Source organism: Sphingobacterium phlebotomi, from assembly GCF_008180195.1.
GTDB lineage: Bacteria > Bacteroidota > Bacteroidia > Sphingobacteriales > Sphingobacteriaceae > Sphingobacterium > Sphingobacterium phlebotomi.
In genome coordinates this window covers 122,553-140,108 of the sequence record NZ_VTAV01000002.1, presented here as the reverse complement: position 1 = coordinate 140,108, position 17,556 = coordinate 122,553, and the positions used below count along the sequence as shown (strand labels likewise).

Genomic DNA, 17,556 nt, shown 5'->3' with positions numbered 1-17,556 from the left:
GGTCGGCGTTTAAGTTAGAAAACCAAATATAACAAATAAATCAAGCCGATAGCTACCAGCCCCATGACCAACGTGGCAACCGTATAAACCCGTAGCATGACACTCATCCCCACACCAGAAAATCTGGAAATAACCCAAAAATAAGAATCGTTAGCATGGGAAACCATCATAGACCCTGCACCCATAGCTAATACGGCACAAACCTTACCCATTGTATGGTCGAGACCGAGGGAACCCAACATCGGCAATATCATCGTAGCTGTCGTAATAATAGCAACAGAAGAAGACCCTTGTGCTGTTTTAAGTAACGAGGCCACCATAAAAGGAAAAACCAACCCTAAACTGCTGACAATATTATTCCCTGATAGGTATTCTGCCATGTTGACTTGCGCGATAAGTGCGCCGAAAGCACCACCTGCTCCGATAATCAATAAAATATCCCCTGCTTTTTCAACGGCTTGGCGTAAAAGTGTATTAAAGTCCTTTCTTTTCCAATTTCGCTTTCCCAAAACTGCGAATAAAATTCCAATGCCTAGTGCGACTTCAGGAGCTCCAATTGCATACAATGATTTTAGCAAAAAAAGGGAGGATTCATCGATTGTTATAAATGATCGAATGCCAATTAACAATATGGGGATAACGATAGGCAACACCGCGATGCCAATCCGTGGAAGTTGTTGCCGTTTAGCCTGTTCCGTTTCTACATGGTGTTGTTTTGAAGGTCTCATGGCCAGCATATTTCGAGTAGCATATTTCGCCCAAAGGAAACCGCAACAAGCCGTTGGAATCGCCACGAGCATGCCATAAAGAACAACCAATCCAAAATCTGCGGACAATGTTGCGGTAGCAGCGGCGGCTCCGGGATGAGGGGGAATTAGGCAATGAACGGCATATAAACCCGACGCCAATGACGCTGCCATCAATACCATCGCTGTACCAGTACGGACAGCAATATTATTATTCAAGCTACTCAATACGATGTAACCCGAATCACAAAAAATGGGGAGACCTACCACATAGCCCGTTATATTCATCGCCCCTGCTGCACGCTGCTGACCTGTTAACTTAAGAATAGCATTTGCCAATACCACTGTAGCCCCCGTATGCTCCAAAAGAATCCCTAATGTCGTACCAAAAACAATAATGAAGCCCAGTGCACCGATAATATTCCCAAAACCCGTTTTTGTTGTTGTCAGTATATCAGCAAGGGAAAGCTCCAGTCCTAAACCAACAAATAAACATGCAGCTATTAAAGCAAAAAAAGCATGTATTTTGTATTTCGTCGTCAAAACGACGATCAATACAATGCCTGCCAACAGGACTATTATACTTTGAAGAAATGGGACGGTCATTAACGAAAATATAGGTAATGAAGTTTATTCTTTCTTAAAAATTCGATTTTTCACGTCTTCGGAAGACTTCAGTGCATCTAAACTTTTCAACAAAAAGTCATATCTTTTTTCAATAGCAATGGACGGGAGTTCTCTCGCTGCTTTAAATCCTGCGACAACCGCGGAAGAGCTAATGTCTTTAAATCTAGCTAAAAAGCCTTCTATATATACCTCTTCCAAAAATCCATCTACCAATCCGTATTCCATCGCTTTTTGGGCCGAAAAATAGTCGGTATGCAAACACAGTTGTAACATTCTTTTTTCAGGCATCACTTGCATCAAACTTGCCATAACCTGAAAAGGGAATATTCCTAAATTTAATTCTGGCAATCGGAATTGTACGTTTTTCGAGCAGAACACATAGGTACATCCCGCAATTATCAAAAACGCACCGGCAATAACTTTTCCTTCTACAATAGCCACCGATGGTTTCTGCAGGCTTGCAAATACTTCGCCTAAAGATATATTCTTATGCTCGAGTTGAGGATTCCGTATATCGAGATGCTCATTTTCGAAGGTTTTTAAATCCATTCCTGCGCAAAACACAGGTCCCTCGGCTTTCAATACAACAACCTTTACCGCATCATCATCATTAGCATTTTGAAAAACATGTGCTATTTCATTCACCATAGTAGGTGTAAACGCATTACGCTTTTCGGAACGTGCAAGCGTAACTTCCATACGGAAATCTATTTTATTCACCTTAATGTATCGGTACGTTATTCCTTGCATATATCAAAGATACCGTTTTCCATTCTTTATTTTTCATCCAAAAATCTATTTCCATTGGTGATGAAGCTTGAATGAGCTGGTTTATTCATATATTTTTTTGAGTGGTAGCTCATTCAGGTCTCCGTTACAATCAATTCTTGAAACTTCGCCAGCAAAGCCTGTATTTTATCTTCATTTGGATTTTTAAAGCGTCGCAATAATATTTCCATGGGAATATTGCCCACCAAATCATCTTGTGCAAAAGGACAGCCACCATATCCCATAATAGTGCCTTCAAAAATACGACAGCCGGCTTCATACGCCGCTTCGATTTTTAAAAGTGATTCTTCTGCTCTACTGTGCAGATGAATGCTAAACTGTAGCTCGGGAAACGTATGCTTTATCAATGTAAATAGCATTTTTATGTTATCGGGTGACGCTTCCGATGTCGTATCGGCAATAGAGAAACGGGATATTCCCAACGAGGAAAGTTTTTCTATCCATTTCAAGACCAAGTCCTTATTCCACAGATCGTTATAAGGGTTTCCAAATGCCATCGAGATATATACAACCAACTCTTTTTTACCCGAGGCCATGATATTTTTAATCTGCTCCACTCGCTGAAACGACTGTTCCACAGTAGAATTAGCATTTCGTTGCTGAAATGTCTCGGAGATTGAAAACGGATAACCCAAGAAATCAATTTTATCCAAAGGTTTCGCTATTTCAGCCCCCCTTTCATTGGCAATAATTGCTAATAATTTTGTGTCATTTCTTTTTGCTATTCCTTCTAAAACCTGTATTGTATCCGCCATTTGTGGTACAGCGTTGGGTGATACAAGGCTCCCAAAATCAATACAATAAAATAGGTTGCTATCAATCAATTGATTGATATATGTTATTTTTTTATCTGTGTAAATAAAATGTTTGATTCCCTGAATAGCATCTCGGGGACACTCTACCAATTGTATTGTTTCCTTATTGGACATCTTTTTTAATTTCTCTTGCTATGACCATCTTTTGTATGGCGCTGGTCCCCTCTCCGATCGTACATAATTTGGCATCCCTAAAGTATTTTTCCGCCGGATAATCTTTTGTGAAACCATAACCACCATGTACTTGTACACTATGATTGGATACTTCTACCGCCACTTCCGAAGCATAATATTTCGCCATGGCACTTTCTTTTGTAACTATCTGATCTGTATCTTTTAAATGACCAGCTCTTCGTATCAATAATTCCGCTGCATCGATTTTTGTAGCCATGTCTGCTATGGTAAAACCCACATCTTGAAAATCAAATATCTTCTGATTAAACTGTTCCCGCTCGTTCGCATACTGCAGCGCACACGCATACGCACCTCGGGCAATACCCAATGAAAGCGCAGCAATGGAAATACGTCCGCCATCCAACAGCTTTAACGCCTGAACAAATCCATCGCCTACTTCGCCAATGACCTGACTTTTATGTACCCGACAATTGTCAAAAAACAAACTCGCCGTTTCTGAAGCGCGCATGCCTAATTTATCTATTTTTTTTCCCGCCGTAAAACCTGGTGTGCCTTTTTCTATAATAAATGCTGTTACACCGTGTTTATCCCCCTTCTTACCTGTCCTTACCATTACAACTGCTACATCTCCACTAATCGCATGGGTAATAAAAGTCTTAGAGCCATTAATAATAAAATAATCCCCATCGCGCACCGCCGTAGTTGCCAAACCTCCCGCGTCAGAACCAGATCCCGTTTCGGTAAGCCCCCAGGCACCAATCCATTCTGCGGCAGCTAATCTGGGAAGATATTTTTCTTTCTGCTCTTCGTTTGCAAATGACAAAATATGATTCGTACACAAGGAATTATGTGCGGCTAAAGACAGCCCAATAGAACCACATACTTTAGATATTTCATCGAGGATTGTGATATATTCTTGATACCCTAGACCTGCCCCATTATATTTCTCCGGAACCAATACGCCCATAAAACCATATTCACCCATTTTTTTGAATAATTCCACCGGAAAATATTGTTTCTCATCCCACTCCATCACATAAGGATTAATAAATTCCTTGGCAAATTGTTGAGCACTATCTCGAACCAAAGCTAATTGTTCATTTTGTTGTTTTTGCGATATCATATTTTAGAAGCTTATACTCTTATTTGTTAAAAATATAAAAAATAAGCGATATTTTAAAATATTTATATTTTTCGTTATAAAAACAAGTATGTTATTAAAAAGTTTTAAATACCGTGCTTTAACAAAGCTAAGGTTTATTATCTTTGAGAAAAGGGGATAACGAATGCTATGGAAAACCTACTGAACACACTCAAAAGCAAATATGAAAAACTTCTTCTTGGAGGTGGATTAAACAAGATAGAAAGACATAAAGAAAAAGGGAAAATGACGGCATGGGAGAGGATTGTGTATCTTTTGGACGAAGATCGTCCGTATACAGAAATAGGTGCATTTGCAGGGGATGGTATGTATGAAGAACATGGAGGATGCCCCAATGGTGGAGTTGTCGTCGTCATGGGATATGTAAAAAACAGGTTGTGCATCATCGTGTCCAACGATGCCACCGTAAAAGCTGGTGCGTGGTTCCCTATTACCGGAAAAAAAAACTTAAGGGCCCAGGAAATTGCCATGGAAAACCATCTTCCTATTATTTACTTGGTGGATTCTGCGGGTGTATACCTGCCTCTGCAGGACGAAATCTTTCCGGATAAAGAACATTTTGGTCGAATCTTCCGAAACAACGCTAAAATATCTTCGATGGGTATTCCCCAAATTTCAGCCATCATGGGTTCCTGTGTGGCTGGGGGGGCATATTTACCTATCATGTCAGATTATGCGTTGATCGTAGAGGGTACAGGTTCTGTTTTTTTAGCCGGCTCGTATTTAGTAAAATCTTCCATTGGTGAGACCATAGACAATGAAACACTAGGTGGCGCTACTACACATTGCGAAATATCCGGTGTAACAGATAATAAATATTCCGACGATAGAAGTTGTCTCGATGCTATCAAAGGTATCATCGATAAATTTGGTGAAAACGATAAAAACCAATTCTCACATATTGCCAGCATTCAGCCTGAATTTCCGGCCACCCATATTTACAAAAATCTTCCGGAAGATCGTCTGAAACCGTATAACATGCTGGAAATACTAAAAACTATTGTAGACAATGGTTCGTTGGAAGAATATAAAAAAGATTATGGAAAAACATTGATTTGTGCTTTGGCGCGCGTTGATGGTTGGGCGGTAGGAATTATTGCCAATCAGCGGGAAATGGTTAAAGCTAAGAAACCAGGCAACGCCACAGAAATGCAAATGGGCGGCGTTATCTACTCAGATTCGGCAGATAAGGCGGCACGATTTATTATGAACTGTAATCAACAAAAAATACCGTTGGTGTTCTTCCAAGATGTCACAGGATTTATGGTAGGATCCCGATCAGAACATAGTGGCATTATCAAAGACGGCGCTAAAATGGTAAATGCAATGGCTAATTCTGTCGTACCTAAATTTACCTTTATCGTGGGCAACAGCTACGGAGCAGGAAATTACGCCATGTGTGGAAAAGCCTATGATCCTCGCCTAATATATGCCTGGCCTACTGCTCAAATGGCGGTCATGAGCGGAGCTTCCGCAGGGAAAACGTTGCTGCAGATACAGGAAGCAACACTCAAAGCAAAAGAAGTAGCTCTGTCAGAAGAAGAAAAGAAAAATCTACTTTCCAAAATCGAACAACAATATAATCAACAGCTTAGCCCTTATTATGCAGCTGCACGTCTTTGGGTGGATGGCGTCATAGACCCAAAAGATACACGGAAAATTATTTCAATGGGAATAGAAGCGGCTAACCACAATCCAACTGTGGACCGGTATAATGTCGGTGTGATACAGGTTTAGTTTACTTTTTCCCAAATCCTTACATAACAATCCAATGACTCGGGATTTCGCATAATATCTTTCGAAACAGCTTTTTTTAACGGATATCCCATGAAGATTTTCTTAATCGGTATTTCTAGTTTTTTACCGCTTAATGTATAGGGAATATCATCTACAGCGTAAAAGAAATCGGGTACATGTCGTGCACTATATTGTTTACGGAGTTCACTTTTGATAACGGGAACAATAGCTTCTAACACGGATCCTTCATACAATTGAATAAACAATAACATATTTGACTCACCCTTTTCATTGTCCGTCGCAATAACCAAACTATCCCTTACCCCCTGTACTTCATTTACCACATTATATATTTCCGCTGTGCCGATACGTATTCCACCTCGATTTAATGTAGCATCTGAACGCCCATACATCACAATACCACCATGATCTATAATGGAAATCCAATCGCCGTGACTCCATACACCTTTTCGCTCTGCAAAATAACTTTCTCTATATTTTTCATTATCATTGTCTTCCCAAAAATAAATAGGCATCGATGGCATCGGTTTTTTTATAACTAATTCGCCAACTTCGTTATAGACTTCCTCACCGTGATCATTTACGGCTACGATATCTGAACCCAATGTTCGGCATTGAATCTTCCCCGCGTACACAGGTAAATATGCACATCCAGATAAAAAAGCACTACATACGTCTGTTCCACCGCTTAACGATATAATATGTGTATCTGGAAATTTTTTCTGAAGGTTTTCAAAAGTAGCCGCGGGCAAGGGAGAGCCAGTTGAACCTATTACCTTTGGTTCATAATTTTCTATTTTCATATCATGGATAGTTGAAAAATACGCGGCCCCTCCCCCGAAATGATGCACATTCGCCTGTTTTACAAATTCCCAAAATGCCCGGTGACCATTATAATGGATAGCCCCATTAAACAAACAAAGCGTAGCGTCACAAAGCAAAGAGGACAAAGCATAATTCCACATCATCCATCCTGTGGTAGAATACCAGAGGAAATTCTCTCCTTTTTGTACGTTTTGATGGATAGCCAGCGCTTTATAGTGTTCTAACAGATTTCCCCCTGTACTATGCGTGATGGCTTTTGGTTTACCGGTTGTGCCTGACGAATACAAAATCCATATCGGGTGGGAAAATGGCACGCGCAAAAAGTATAATTCCTGCGGAGGATAGTTGGTAAATATCGCTTGCCAATCGTCTCCATAAACAGCAATTATTGTTTCAATAGACGGGATATGATTTTGTATGTAAGTCAATGTTTCTCTTTTAGAGAATGTTTTGCCGTTATACTGATAATCCAGCTCCATAAATAATATTTTAGGTGCTATTTGTATAAAGCGCTCGGTAATACTTTTATCTCCAAAATCTGGTGAGCAACAAGACCAAATTGCACCCAGGGAATTTACAGCCAGAAAAATAGCGGTCGTCTCCATTGTATTGTTTAATATACCAACTACCCTATCTCCTTTTTGAATACCTTTTTCTTTTAAAAATTGCTGTATCCCGGATACTTTTTCACGCAGCTCAAACCACGTAATATCTCGATAATTTCCCGTCTCATCTGTATATTTTATAGCCGGATAAGCACCTTTTTTTGCGCGAAAGATATGTTCTGCATAGCTCAAAGAAATACCTTCAAACCATCTTGCACCAATAAAATCGGTACCTGTATGCTCCCATTCTAGCACTCGGTTGTATTTTCCTGTATAATCTATTTTAAAATACAATAAAATAGCTTCCCAAAAACTTTCCGGTTGTTCTATTGACCACAGATAAAAAGCTGCATAATCCAGAAAACACCGATGATAGTGCCGCTCCACAAACTGTTGAAAACCATAAAGAACGGATGATTTAATATACTGCTCAGACGGCGTCCAGAGGGGTTTTTTCATTGCGCTTACAACTGATTAATAGGGTTAAAGATAATAAAAACATCTAAATTTTCTTACCAAAGGGGTAACAAATCCAAATCATACTTGATAAAAGGATAAGAAGTCTGGATCAAGAGCAGGTCAGACAAATTTTATCAATAAAATATAATTACTATGAAACGATTTTTACTTGCATTAATGTTACTAAGCATTACAATTTTAGCCATCGCACAACAGAAAGAAAAAGGCGATTTACAGATAGGCATCCAGGGTGGGGCGAGTTTACCTATCAGCACTTACAAATCCATTGGAGAAACGAAGATTGGGTATTATTCCGGATTCTTTGTTGATAAATATTTTTCGGGAAATAAATTTGGTTTGGGAGTAGATGCACGATATATCTATAACAGTATCAATCTCCAGGATACATTCCATTTTGAAAACGGATATATTTCCACAGACTATATCAATAAAAGTAGGTTTCAAGATTACTTATTTACTTTTGGTCCCAGTTATAAGTATGCAGTCGACCGATTCCATGTAGAGACATATATTCGAGGAGGATTGATGATGCAATATTTTCCAGAATATATACGATCTGTCACCTACGAGGAACGTGATCCAACAGGTGGCTCTCTAATACATACCCAAGATATCATGAGCACAGTCAATGATGCTTCCAATCGGGCAAACAGTTGGGCGGGGATAGGCGGACTCCGTTTTAACTACATGTTGAACAAACATTTTGCGCTCTTTGGCCATGTGGATTACGTACAGGCTTTTGGTGAAAAATTTGGAAGTAAATCCAGTCGATTTGCAATAGAACGCGTAGAAGAAACCAATCCGATAGGAGAAACAACGAATGTAAAAACTGTTTGGGATCACTATGGCGATGTTCGGGAAACAAAGCAAACACCACATAAAACTATTCAGGCAGGTATCGGTGTAAAATATATTTTTGGTAGCAAAAAATCTCCTGCTGTGAAAGAAGATAATAGGCCCAAATACGATGACGAAGTGAAAAAAATAGCATTAAAAGATCTTCAAATCGTTGTCAAAGATAAGCAGACCAACTTAGCACTTAGTGGCGTTACGGTATCTATCGAAGGTACGGATATCCATGATAGGTCTGTTACCGATGCCAGCGGACAGGCTTCTAAAGTATCCTCCATTAAACCGGGACAATATCAGATTGTTGGAGAGAAAAATGGTATCAAAACACCGATACTGACTTTGACAGAAACGGATTTCCAGACATCAAGTGCGGTTATCTTTAAAGAAATCTATCACGATGATCCGAGATTTACACTTATCGGTGAGACATTTGACTGTGCGACAGCTCAAAATTTAGCCGGCATTAATACGGTGCTGACACATACTGGCTCTAAAGTGAATGCTAGCCAGACGTCAGATGCGGAAGGTAAATTTATTTATCAACTCGATGCGCAAAGTGATTTCACGGTGATCGCTAATCAACAGGGTAGATATTCGCAAACCGAGATCGTTTCTACTAAAGGATTGGACCGCAGCCAAACATTATATGTAACCTTAAAATTAGGCGTTTGCGAACTAGTTGAAAATGGAGAATGGGTCTTGAAGAATATTCATTATGATTTTGATAGGAGTGATATCCGTCCAGATGCGGCGATTATACTTGACAACGTCGTTGCCGTTATGAAACAAAATCCGACATTGCGTATCGAACTTTCTTCGCACACGGATAGTAGAGGAAATGATAATTACAACCTAAAGTTGTCTCAGCGTAGAGCAGATTCGGCTGTAGATTATCTGGTAGCAAATGGTATCGCCAGAAATCGTTTAGTCGCTCGGGGATACGGCGAAACTAAATTGTTAAACAATTGCCGTAACGGCGTTAATTGTTCGGAACAGCAACATCAAGAAAACAGAAGAACCGAAATCAAAGTATTGGAGTATTAAAAAGATAGAGCGGGTTAAAAACCCGCTCTATCTTTCTTTAAAAGCATTCCAGCCTTGTGCTTTAATAGGATGTACATTTCCTGATTTGGAAATCATTTCGCAGCCGGCTGCTTCCTCTGTTATATAACCAATAATCGTAATATCCAACTGGTTCTTCACTTTATCGTATTGCTCTTGTGGAACAGTAAACAGCAACTCGTAATCTTCGCCGCCATTTAATGCACATACAGTAGGATCCAACCCGAATTCACGAGCGGTATCGTATGTCATTGGATCTATTGGTATTTTATCTTCATATAACTTACAGCCCACCTTGGAAGCATTACAGATGTGCAGTATTTCAGAAGCTAAACCATCAGACACATCAATCATCGCATGTGGTTGTATACTATACGTTTCAAATAATTCCACCACATCTTTACGTGCTTCCGGTTTCAGTTGCCGCTCCACAATATAATCTTTTCCTTCCAAATCCGGCTGAATCTGTGGATTCTCTAAAAAAATCTGCTTTTCACGTTCCAAAAGCTGTAATCCCACATAAGCACCGCCTAGATCGCCACTTATGCAAAGCAAATCACCTTCTTTCGCACCTGAACGATAAGCTATTTTATCGACTTCTGCATAACCAATACTTGTAACAGAAATAACTAGACCTTGTGCGGACGCAGATGTATCACCTCCTATAAGGTCTACATTATATTTTTTACAAGCTATCAGCGCTCCTTCATAGATTTCTTCCACCGCTTCCAACGGAAATTTAGAAGATAAACCTATAGAAAAAGTAATCTGTGACGCTTTGCCATTCATGGCATAAATATCACTCAAATTGACTTGTACTGCTTTATATCCCAGATGTTTTAGCGGAACATAACGTAAATCAAAATGAATGCCTTCAAGCAGCAAATCTGTAGATATCAGCGTTTTTTTATTAGAAAAATCCAATACAGCCGCGTCATCTCCAATTCCTTTTATAGTAGATGGTTCCGTGATCTCTACAGCCTTGGTTAGATGGGCAATCAAACCGAACTCACCTAGGTCGCTTATTTCCGTTTTATCTTTGTTATCAAACATTTTAAAGAGTTAAAATATACACCCAATTGGGAAATCAAAATTAAAAATAAAAGAAACCATTATACAATAAATTTTCATAACTTGACAAAGCATATATCATATTTCCAACTCTACATGACCAAAAATATCTACCTCATTCTCTTATTGCTGTTAGTATTTAGCAGTTGTAAAACAAAGAGATTCTATGAAAAAGGCACCGTTAATATTGAACACGAAACACAACAAATTAATATTAATTATAGTAGGAACCTACCGCTGGTGAATGTAACCATACAAGGTAAACCATATGTTTTTTTATTGGATACTGGTGCTCCAACCGTGATATCCACCAAAATTTATGAAGAACTGAATTTAACTCCTTATCTAAAAGGCAAAGTAACCGATTCGCAGAAAAACACGAGAAAACAAATAGCTACGATACTTCCTGAGATGCTTATAGATTCGGTTCAATTTCAGGATATAGGATGTTTGGTGATAGATTTTTCTGTAAAAGAACTTGCATGTCTTGATATCGCCGGTATCGTTGGCGCAAATCAGATGGCAAAACTTTTCTGGCAGATAGACTATGCCAATAATAGGGCTTTAGTCAGTAAAAATATAGCAAATATGGATGTCGATAATTTTGATATCCATATTCCTTTTAAACCAAAATTACAGAAAACCCCCACTATAAAAACATCGATTTTGGACAAAGAACGATTATTTACATTTGATTCGGGATCTGGGGGAAGCATAAGTCTTGTGGATGACAAAGGAGCCATTATAAAAGATATACCAGCAGAAGATAAAAGTGAAATCTATGGTATCAATTCCATGGGAATATACGGAGAAAGTAAAGCTACCACCAACTATTACTTTACATTGAAAAACGACTTACACCTTGGAAACGGAATCTTTAACAACGTCATATTCAACACCGGAAAAAGTAATCTAATCGGCAATAAATTTTTAGAAAACTTTATTTATGTGCTGGATTGGAAAGAAAATAGAATCTTACTTCAACAGATACAAGATTTTCCTAAAAATATTTCAAATTTTGGATTTAATTATAGATTCATTAACAATAAAGCCGAAGTTGTACTTTTGTTTACAGAAGTAAATAATCCTTTACAGATAGGCGACATTATTTTATCTATGAATAATATTGATTTAAGAAATTTAGATGACGCATCTTCCTGTGCATTTTTCATAAATGGAATTGCTGAAGAAGCAGATACCTTAGCTATAGAAGTGAAAAGGCAACAGGAAATTCTAAAATACACATTGACTAAGAAAGAAATATTTTTATAACCCCAATCTCTCGGATATTTCCAACATCCGTTCAATGGGTTTTCTCGCACGTTTTACGACATCCATCGGCAAATCTACTTCCGGAAGTTCATAATATAGACAATTATAAAGCTTTTCCAATGTATTTAGCTTCATGTGCGGACAATCATTACAGGCACAGACATTATTTGGTGGCGCAGGGATAAAAGTCTTCGTAGGACTAGCTTTCTGCATCTGGTGCAAAATTCCAGACTCCGTAGCAACAATATACTGTTGTGCACTATCTTCAATCGTGAATTTCAACATACCGGAAGTAGAACCAATATAATCCGCTTCTGCTAAAATATGATCTTCACATTCCGGATGTGCGATGAATTTAGCATTGGGGAACTGTGCTCTTAAATCGCTTATCTTATCCTGTGAAAAAATCTCATGTACCATACACGCACCATTCCATAACACTAAATCACGTCCTGTTTTCTTTTTCACATATTCTCCCAGATTACGGTCGGGACCGAAGATAATCTTTTGTTCTTTCGGTAAGCTTTCGACAATCTGTACCGCATTGCTTGATGTGCACACAATATCCGACAAAGCTTTCAATTCCGCAGTACAATTGACATACGTAATCACCATGTGGTCTGGATATTTTTCCTTAAATTTTGCGAATAAGTGTGGTGGGCAGCTGTCCGACAATGAGCAGCCCGCTTTCAAATCGGGTAATAATACTTTTTTCGAGGGAGATAAGATCTTAGCCGTTTCCGCCATAAAATGTACCCCGGCAAAAACGATAACATCCGCATCCGTCTTAGCAGCTTGTTGAGATAACCCCAGACTATCGCCAATGTAATCGGCAATATCTTGAATCTCAGCTTCTTGATAATAATGTGCTAAGATGACCGCATTCTTTTCTTTTTTAAGTCGCTGAATTTCAGTGACAATATCTATCGTAGGGTCGATCGGTTCATCAATATAGCCTTTCGCTTCCAAATCCCTTTCAAAAATAGTGTTCATGATTTCTCTCTCTATTTAGCTTCTTTAGTTTGACTAAACAACGATACAAAAGTAAAGAAAGAAAATCAAACGAAATCCACATTCCCTTTTTTCAATAAATGATAATATTTTTTTAAAGAAAGAATCTTATTGTTTATTAGCCTGTGGAAAATGGGGATAAGTGTATTCATTTTTATTTGGATAAATGTTTATTCTTTCGTTTTCCACAGGTTGTCCACATAGATAAATTTATTAAAGCTTGATTTTCAATAGAGTGATTTTTTAGTGTTTTCTTTTTCCATAATTTTTTGTTAAATGTTTATTGTTTACAATTTGTTAATATTGGGTTGATTTTACCTTAACTTTTATCTTCCTTTTGTGGGAACCTAGAGGCATTTGTGGAAAGTTTTAAAGTTTTCATTTTTAGTTCACCCTTTTTATACATGTTTTCCACATATTTTGTTAATTTGTTCTTTATATATAATTGAACAACGTTCCGCTTTATACACTTTATGATACATAGACACGTAGATTTTTTGGTAATTGGTTCTGGCATTGCTGGATTGAGTTTCGCACTTAAAGCAGCTGAATTGGGTAAAGTATTGATAGTCACCAAATCTAATGAAGACGAATCAAATACCAAATATGCGCAGGGAGGAGTAGCTGCCGTTGTGGATAAATCGGATAGCTTCGATAAGCATATAGCTGATACACAGATAGCTGGAGATGGTTTATGCCATGTGAATATTGTGGAAAACGTTGTTAAAGAGGCTCCAGAACGGATTAAAGAGCTTATTGATTATGGTACTAATTTCGATAAGGTCGATGAGGAGCATTATGATCTTGCTCGCGAGGGTGGACATTCTAATCATCGTATTCTTCATTACAAAGATATTACAGGTTATGAAATAGAGCGGGCGTTATTGGAGAAAGTGCATCAGCATCCCAATATTGAAATATTAACACATTATTTTGCCGTTGATTTGATTACACAACATCATCAAGGTATTCATGTGGATAGAAGTACGACAGACATCCGTTGTTTTGGTATCTATGCGCTGAATACGAAAAGTAATACCATAGAAACTTTTCTTAGTAAGGTGACATTAATGGCTTCCGGAGGGGCGGGACATGTATATGGTAGTACAACGAATCCGACTATTGCTACGGGTGATGGTATCGCGATGGTGTATCGCGCAAAGGGTAAGGTTAGAAACATGGAGTTTATACAGTTTCACCCGACCTCGCTGTATAATCCAAAAGAATCACCGTCTTTCCTTATTTCTGAGGCAGTACGTGGTTTTGGCGGTATATTAAGAAGAGTGACCGGGGAATCATTTATGGAGGAATATGACGAGCGTGCATCCTTAGCTCCCAGGGATATTGTTGCAAGAGCGATAGACAATGAAATGAAGAAATCAGGTCTTGATTTCGTTTATTTGGATATTACGCATCGTAAGAAAGCAGATATTATTGCACATTTTCCTAATATTTATGAGAAATGTCTTTCTGTAGGGTTAGATATGACGAAGGATTACATACCAGTAACGCCTGCCGCGCATTATTTATGTGGTGGTATTATGGTTGATGAAAATGGCAGGACTTCTATTCAAAATTTGTATGCTTGTGGGGAATGCTCTTCTACGGGACTTCACGGGGCCAATCGTTTGGCTTCAAATTCTTTGTTGGAAGCGGTGGTATACGCACATAGAATTTTTGAGGATGCTTCATCTGTATTACAGAGATTGGATTATGCAGATGGTATTCCGGTTTGGGATGAATCAAAAGTGCAGCTGATGAACGAAGAAATATTGGTTACGCATAATTTACGTGAAACGCAGAAATTAATGAGTGACTATGTAGGTATAGTGCGATCCGATTTTCGTTTGGATAGAGCCATCAGACGTTTGGGATTTTTATATGAAGAAACAGAGGATTTTTATAAAAATACGAAGTTATCGGTAAAGCTATGTGAATTGCGTAACGTGATACAAGTTTCTTATTTAATTGTTAAATCTGCTATGCAACGGAAAGAAAGCAGAGGGTTACATTATACCACTGATTTTGCTCGTAAGTCAGAAGAATTGGAAGATACCGTTTTATAATAGGAAGAGAGAATATTCAATTTTAAGAGAAATGCCTACTATTTTACCTGTAAAAAATAAATTTCCGCAGATTGATGAATCTGTTTTTATAGCCGAGAATGCCACTATAGTTGGCGATGTGTTTATTGGAGAACAATGCTCTATTTGGTTTAATGCAGTGGTCAGAGGAGATGTGAATTATATCCGTATTGGAAATTATACGAATATTCAAGACGGTGTAGTTATTCATTGTACATATCGGAAAAATGGCACCGATATAGGCAATTTCGTAAATGTAGGACACAACGCTATTGTGCATGGATGTGTAGTACACGATTATGTAGTTATTGGTATGGGGGCTATCGTAATGGATAGGGCAATTGTGGAATCAAACGTGATTATTGCCGCCGGAGCAGTTGTTTTAGAAGATATGGTCTGCGAGTCGGGTTATTTATATGCCGGAGTTCCCGCTAAAAAGATAAAACCGCTGACAAATGAGCAATTGGCCATGTTGAAGCAATTGCCACATAACTATGTTTTATATAGTTCTTGGTTTTGATACATTCATAGACGATAAACTTATTTTAAATTAATTGTTTCGTTCTGATCCCAGTTTGCTCGAATAGTAAATGTTTTGCCTAGATACCAGATATTTTCGGCTTGTTTTTTTGCATAAACGTCTGCCGGATCCCATCTGCCGTTATTGTTTCTGTCATAGATAATTCGTAACGAATACTTACCTCCCGGATAATTTATATAATTTATTTTAGGATTTGACGCACGAAGGGGTCTTTTATCGAAGACTTTTTCTTTCGACTCGTCAATGAGTTCTACTATGTAATTCATTGTAGAATCCAGTCCGTTTACGGTGAAATTTATATTACCATAGTTATCCGATTCATCTAATGTAAATCTTGTTTTGGATTCAAGATTGATGTCATCAAATGGCGTGCGCATGGCTCCTTCTTGGATAACGAGCTCATAATCTCTTTTAGGACGCCAATTGTAGCGTATATGATATAGATTTTTATTTACGGAATCTTGTTGTAACTGAAAGTTCCTTCTCGATACGGAATCTTCATGAATAAGGATTTTTGACTTATCGACATTTCCCAGGGGGCTAGCACTCGTGAGCGTGATATGGCGAACACGATCTACTTTGTTCGTAATACTTACTATAGGTTTGACTTCTCTATCGAATTTTGCATTCTTGTTTGTTCTGATAAGAATAGTATCCATTATTTCACTTCCATCACTTAATTCAATTTTTATCGAATCGAGTTCAATTTTTGGTATATAGATTTTGGCCGAGTCATAATTGAGACTGTATTTTTCTATTTTGTTTTCATCTAATTCTACAGGAAAAAGAATTTTTGTTTTTGGCTGTTCGAGCGGCTTAGTGAAGGTTAATAAGATATGACCAGTTGGTTCAAATTTCTTTTCTAACGTACGGAAATCTTTTGGATAGGCTTTTGTTATTTCAAGTTTTATGTCCTTTATATCTCTATCTAAATATATGCTATCTCCCAGGAAGCCAATCCATTCGTCATTTCCGTTAAAAATACGATCATTGTTTTGCTCTTTTAATGCATAAATTCGGTAAGTGTCTTCTCTAAGGTTATTGAATTTAAAATTGCCAGATGTATCGACGTTCGTGAATATGTTTGCTTTTCTTTTTCCAAATATAGAATCTTGCGCTGTTGGAATAAGAAGAATTTTTATATTTTCATCTTTCTTTTGATCAAATTCTCTCGTAAAGCCGTTAATGACGGAACCAGTAATAGAAAGAGAGTCCAATTCATCCCCCGTCGCAAATACATAATTGTAATCTATAAAAGGGTTGCTTTCATTGTAATCTACTAACCCTTTTCCAAAATTGATTGTATAGGTTGTGTTTTCTTCCAGCGAATCAGGCAAGGTAATAATAAGGTCTTTTTTTCGTACGCGATAGTCTACAATATCTTCAACGTCGGGGCTGATACTAAATTCTTTATATTGATTGTTTAATTTAATAAACTCATCAAATCGGAGCATAATTCTTTTTTCTGTGAAATTGGTACTGAAGTTAGGAATCGATACTTCCAATAAATTTGGTGGTATAGAGTCTTTTGGTCCTCCTGTTGGACGTTGCATGTTTGCACATCTAGTTAAACTAAGGAGCATTAGTAGCATAAAGCTGTAGATAGCAAAATTTTGCAATTTTATTATTTTAAGGCTGTTTGGCGAACTTTTATTTGTTTTGGACGTCTTACTCATAAAATTAAAAATAATCTCTTATATCGCTTTATTTTACTTTTATAT

Annotated in this window: 13 protein-coding genes; 5 read left to right on the top strand and 8 right to left on the bottom strand. The window is 37.9% G+C overall.

Annotated elements, in window-relative coordinates; all coding sequences use genetic code 11:
• Nucleotides 1–14: 14 nt before the first annotated feature.
• The 4 genes from FXV77_RS04665 to FXV77_RS04650 form a co-directional block, all read right to left on the bottom strand.
• Entirely contained in the window at nucleotides 15–1,352 is a 1,338-nt protein-coding gene (locus FXV77_RS04665; protein WP_148918048.1) for a GntP family permease, read from the bottom strand.
• A gap of 24 nt (nucleotides 1,353–1,376) precedes the next feature.
• A complete protein-coding gene (locus FXV77_RS04660; RefSeq protein WP_148918047.1) occupies nucleotides 1,377–2,123 on the bottom strand; it encodes an enoyl-CoA hydratase/isomerase family protein in 747 nt (248 codons plus the stop codon).
• Nucleotides 2,124–2,236: 113 nt separating this feature from the next.
• Nucleotides 2,237–3,091 (bottom strand): beta/alpha barrel domain-containing protein, encoded by an 855-nt coding sequence (locus FXV77_RS04655; RefSeq protein WP_148918046.1) that lies wholly within the window; start codon nucleotides 3,089–3,091, stop codon nucleotides 2,237–2,239.
• Nucleotides 3,081–4,235: an acyl-CoA dehydrogenase family protein gene (locus tag FXV77_RS04650; RefSeq protein ID WP_148918045.1), complete on the bottom strand. Its 1,155-nt coding sequence runs from the start codon at nucleotides 4,233–4,235 to the stop codon at nucleotides 3,081–3,083. Before FXV77_RS04650 ends, FXV77_RS04655 begins: the two co-directional genes overlap by 11 nt.
• A gap of 168 nt (nucleotides 4,236–4,403) precedes the next feature.
• On the opposite strand from FXV77_RS04650, the gene FXV77_RS04645 reads away from it, so the two are divergent.
• A complete protein-coding gene (locus tag FXV77_RS04645; RefSeq protein WP_148918044.1) occupies nucleotides 4,404–6,011 on the top strand; it encodes an acyl-CoA carboxylase subunit beta in 1,608 nt (535 codons plus the stop codon).
• Here FXV77_RS04645 and FXV77_RS04640 read toward each other — a convergent pair.
• Nucleotides 6,008–7,921, bottom strand: coding sequence for an acetoacetate--CoA ligase (locus FXV77_RS04640; RefSeq protein WP_148918043.1), 1,914 nt, complete (start codon nucleotides 7,919–7,921; stop codon nucleotides 6,008–6,010). The genes FXV77_RS04645 and FXV77_RS04640 overlap by 4 nt on opposite strands.
• A gap of 153 nt (nucleotides 7,922–8,074) precedes the next feature.
• Here FXV77_RS04640 and FXV77_RS04635 point away from each other — a divergent pair, with 153 nt between their 5' ends.
• Entirely contained in the window at nucleotides 8,075–9,838 is a 1,764-nt protein-coding gene (locus FXV77_RS04635) for an OmpA family protein (RefSeq protein WP_148918042.1), read from the top strand.
• Between the two features lie 27 nt (nucleotides 9,839–9,865).
• On the opposite strand, the gene thiL is transcribed toward FXV77_RS04635, so the two are convergent.
• A complete protein-coding gene (thiL, locus tag FXV77_RS04630) occupies nucleotides 9,866–10,909 on the bottom strand; it encodes a thiamine-phosphate kinase (RefSeq protein WP_148918041.1) in 1,044 nt (347 codons plus the stop codon).
• 114 nt (nucleotides 10,910–11,023) lie between these two features.
• Here thiL and FXV77_RS04625 point away from each other — a divergent pair, with 114 nt between their 5' ends.
• The gene (locus tag FXV77_RS04625; protein WP_148918040.1) at nucleotides 11,024–12,199 is read left to right on the top strand and encodes a retropepsin-like aspartic protease; all 1,176 of its coding nucleotides are present in this window, start codon (nucleotides 11,024–11,026) and stop codon (nucleotides 12,197–12,199) included.
• Here FXV77_RS04625 and nadA read toward each other — a convergent pair.
• The gene (gene nadA, locus FXV77_RS04620) at nucleotides 12,194–13,192 is read right to left on the bottom strand and encodes a quinolinate synthase NadA (protein ID WP_148918039.1); all 999 of its coding nucleotides are present in this window, start codon (nucleotides 13,190–13,192) and stop codon (nucleotides 12,194–12,196) included. The genes FXV77_RS04625 and nadA overlap by 6 nt on opposite strands.
• Nucleotides 13,193–13,683: 491 nt before the next feature.
• Here nadA and nadB point away from each other — a divergent pair, with 491 nt between their 5' ends.
• Together nadB and FXV77_RS04610 are read left to right on the top strand one after the other, a co-directional pair.
• On the top strand, nucleotides 13,684–15,276 hold the full coding sequence (gene nadB / locus FXV77_RS04615; RefSeq protein ID WP_148918038.1) for an L-aspartate oxidase: 1,593 nt from the start codon (nucleotides 13,684–13,686) through the stop codon (nucleotides 15,274–15,276).
• A 31-nt stretch (nucleotides 15,277–15,307) separates the two neighbouring features.
• Nucleotides 15,308–15,814 carry a gamma carbonic anhydrase family protein gene (locus FXV77_RS04610; RefSeq protein ID WP_148918037.1) on the top strand — a complete coding sequence of 169 codons (507 nt, stop codon included), beginning with the start codon at nucleotides 15,308–15,310 and terminating at the stop codon, nucleotides 15,812–15,814.
• 20 nt (nucleotides 15,815–15,834) lie between these two features.
• Here FXV77_RS04610 and FXV77_RS04605 read toward each other — a convergent pair whose 3' ends face one another.
• Complete coding sequence (locus FXV77_RS04605; protein WP_246162272.1) at nucleotides 15,835–17,454, bottom strand: Ig-like domain-containing domain; 1,620 nt, start codon at nucleotides 17,452–17,454, stop codon at nucleotides 15,835–15,837.
• Nucleotides 17,455–17,556 lie beyond the last annotated feature (102 nt).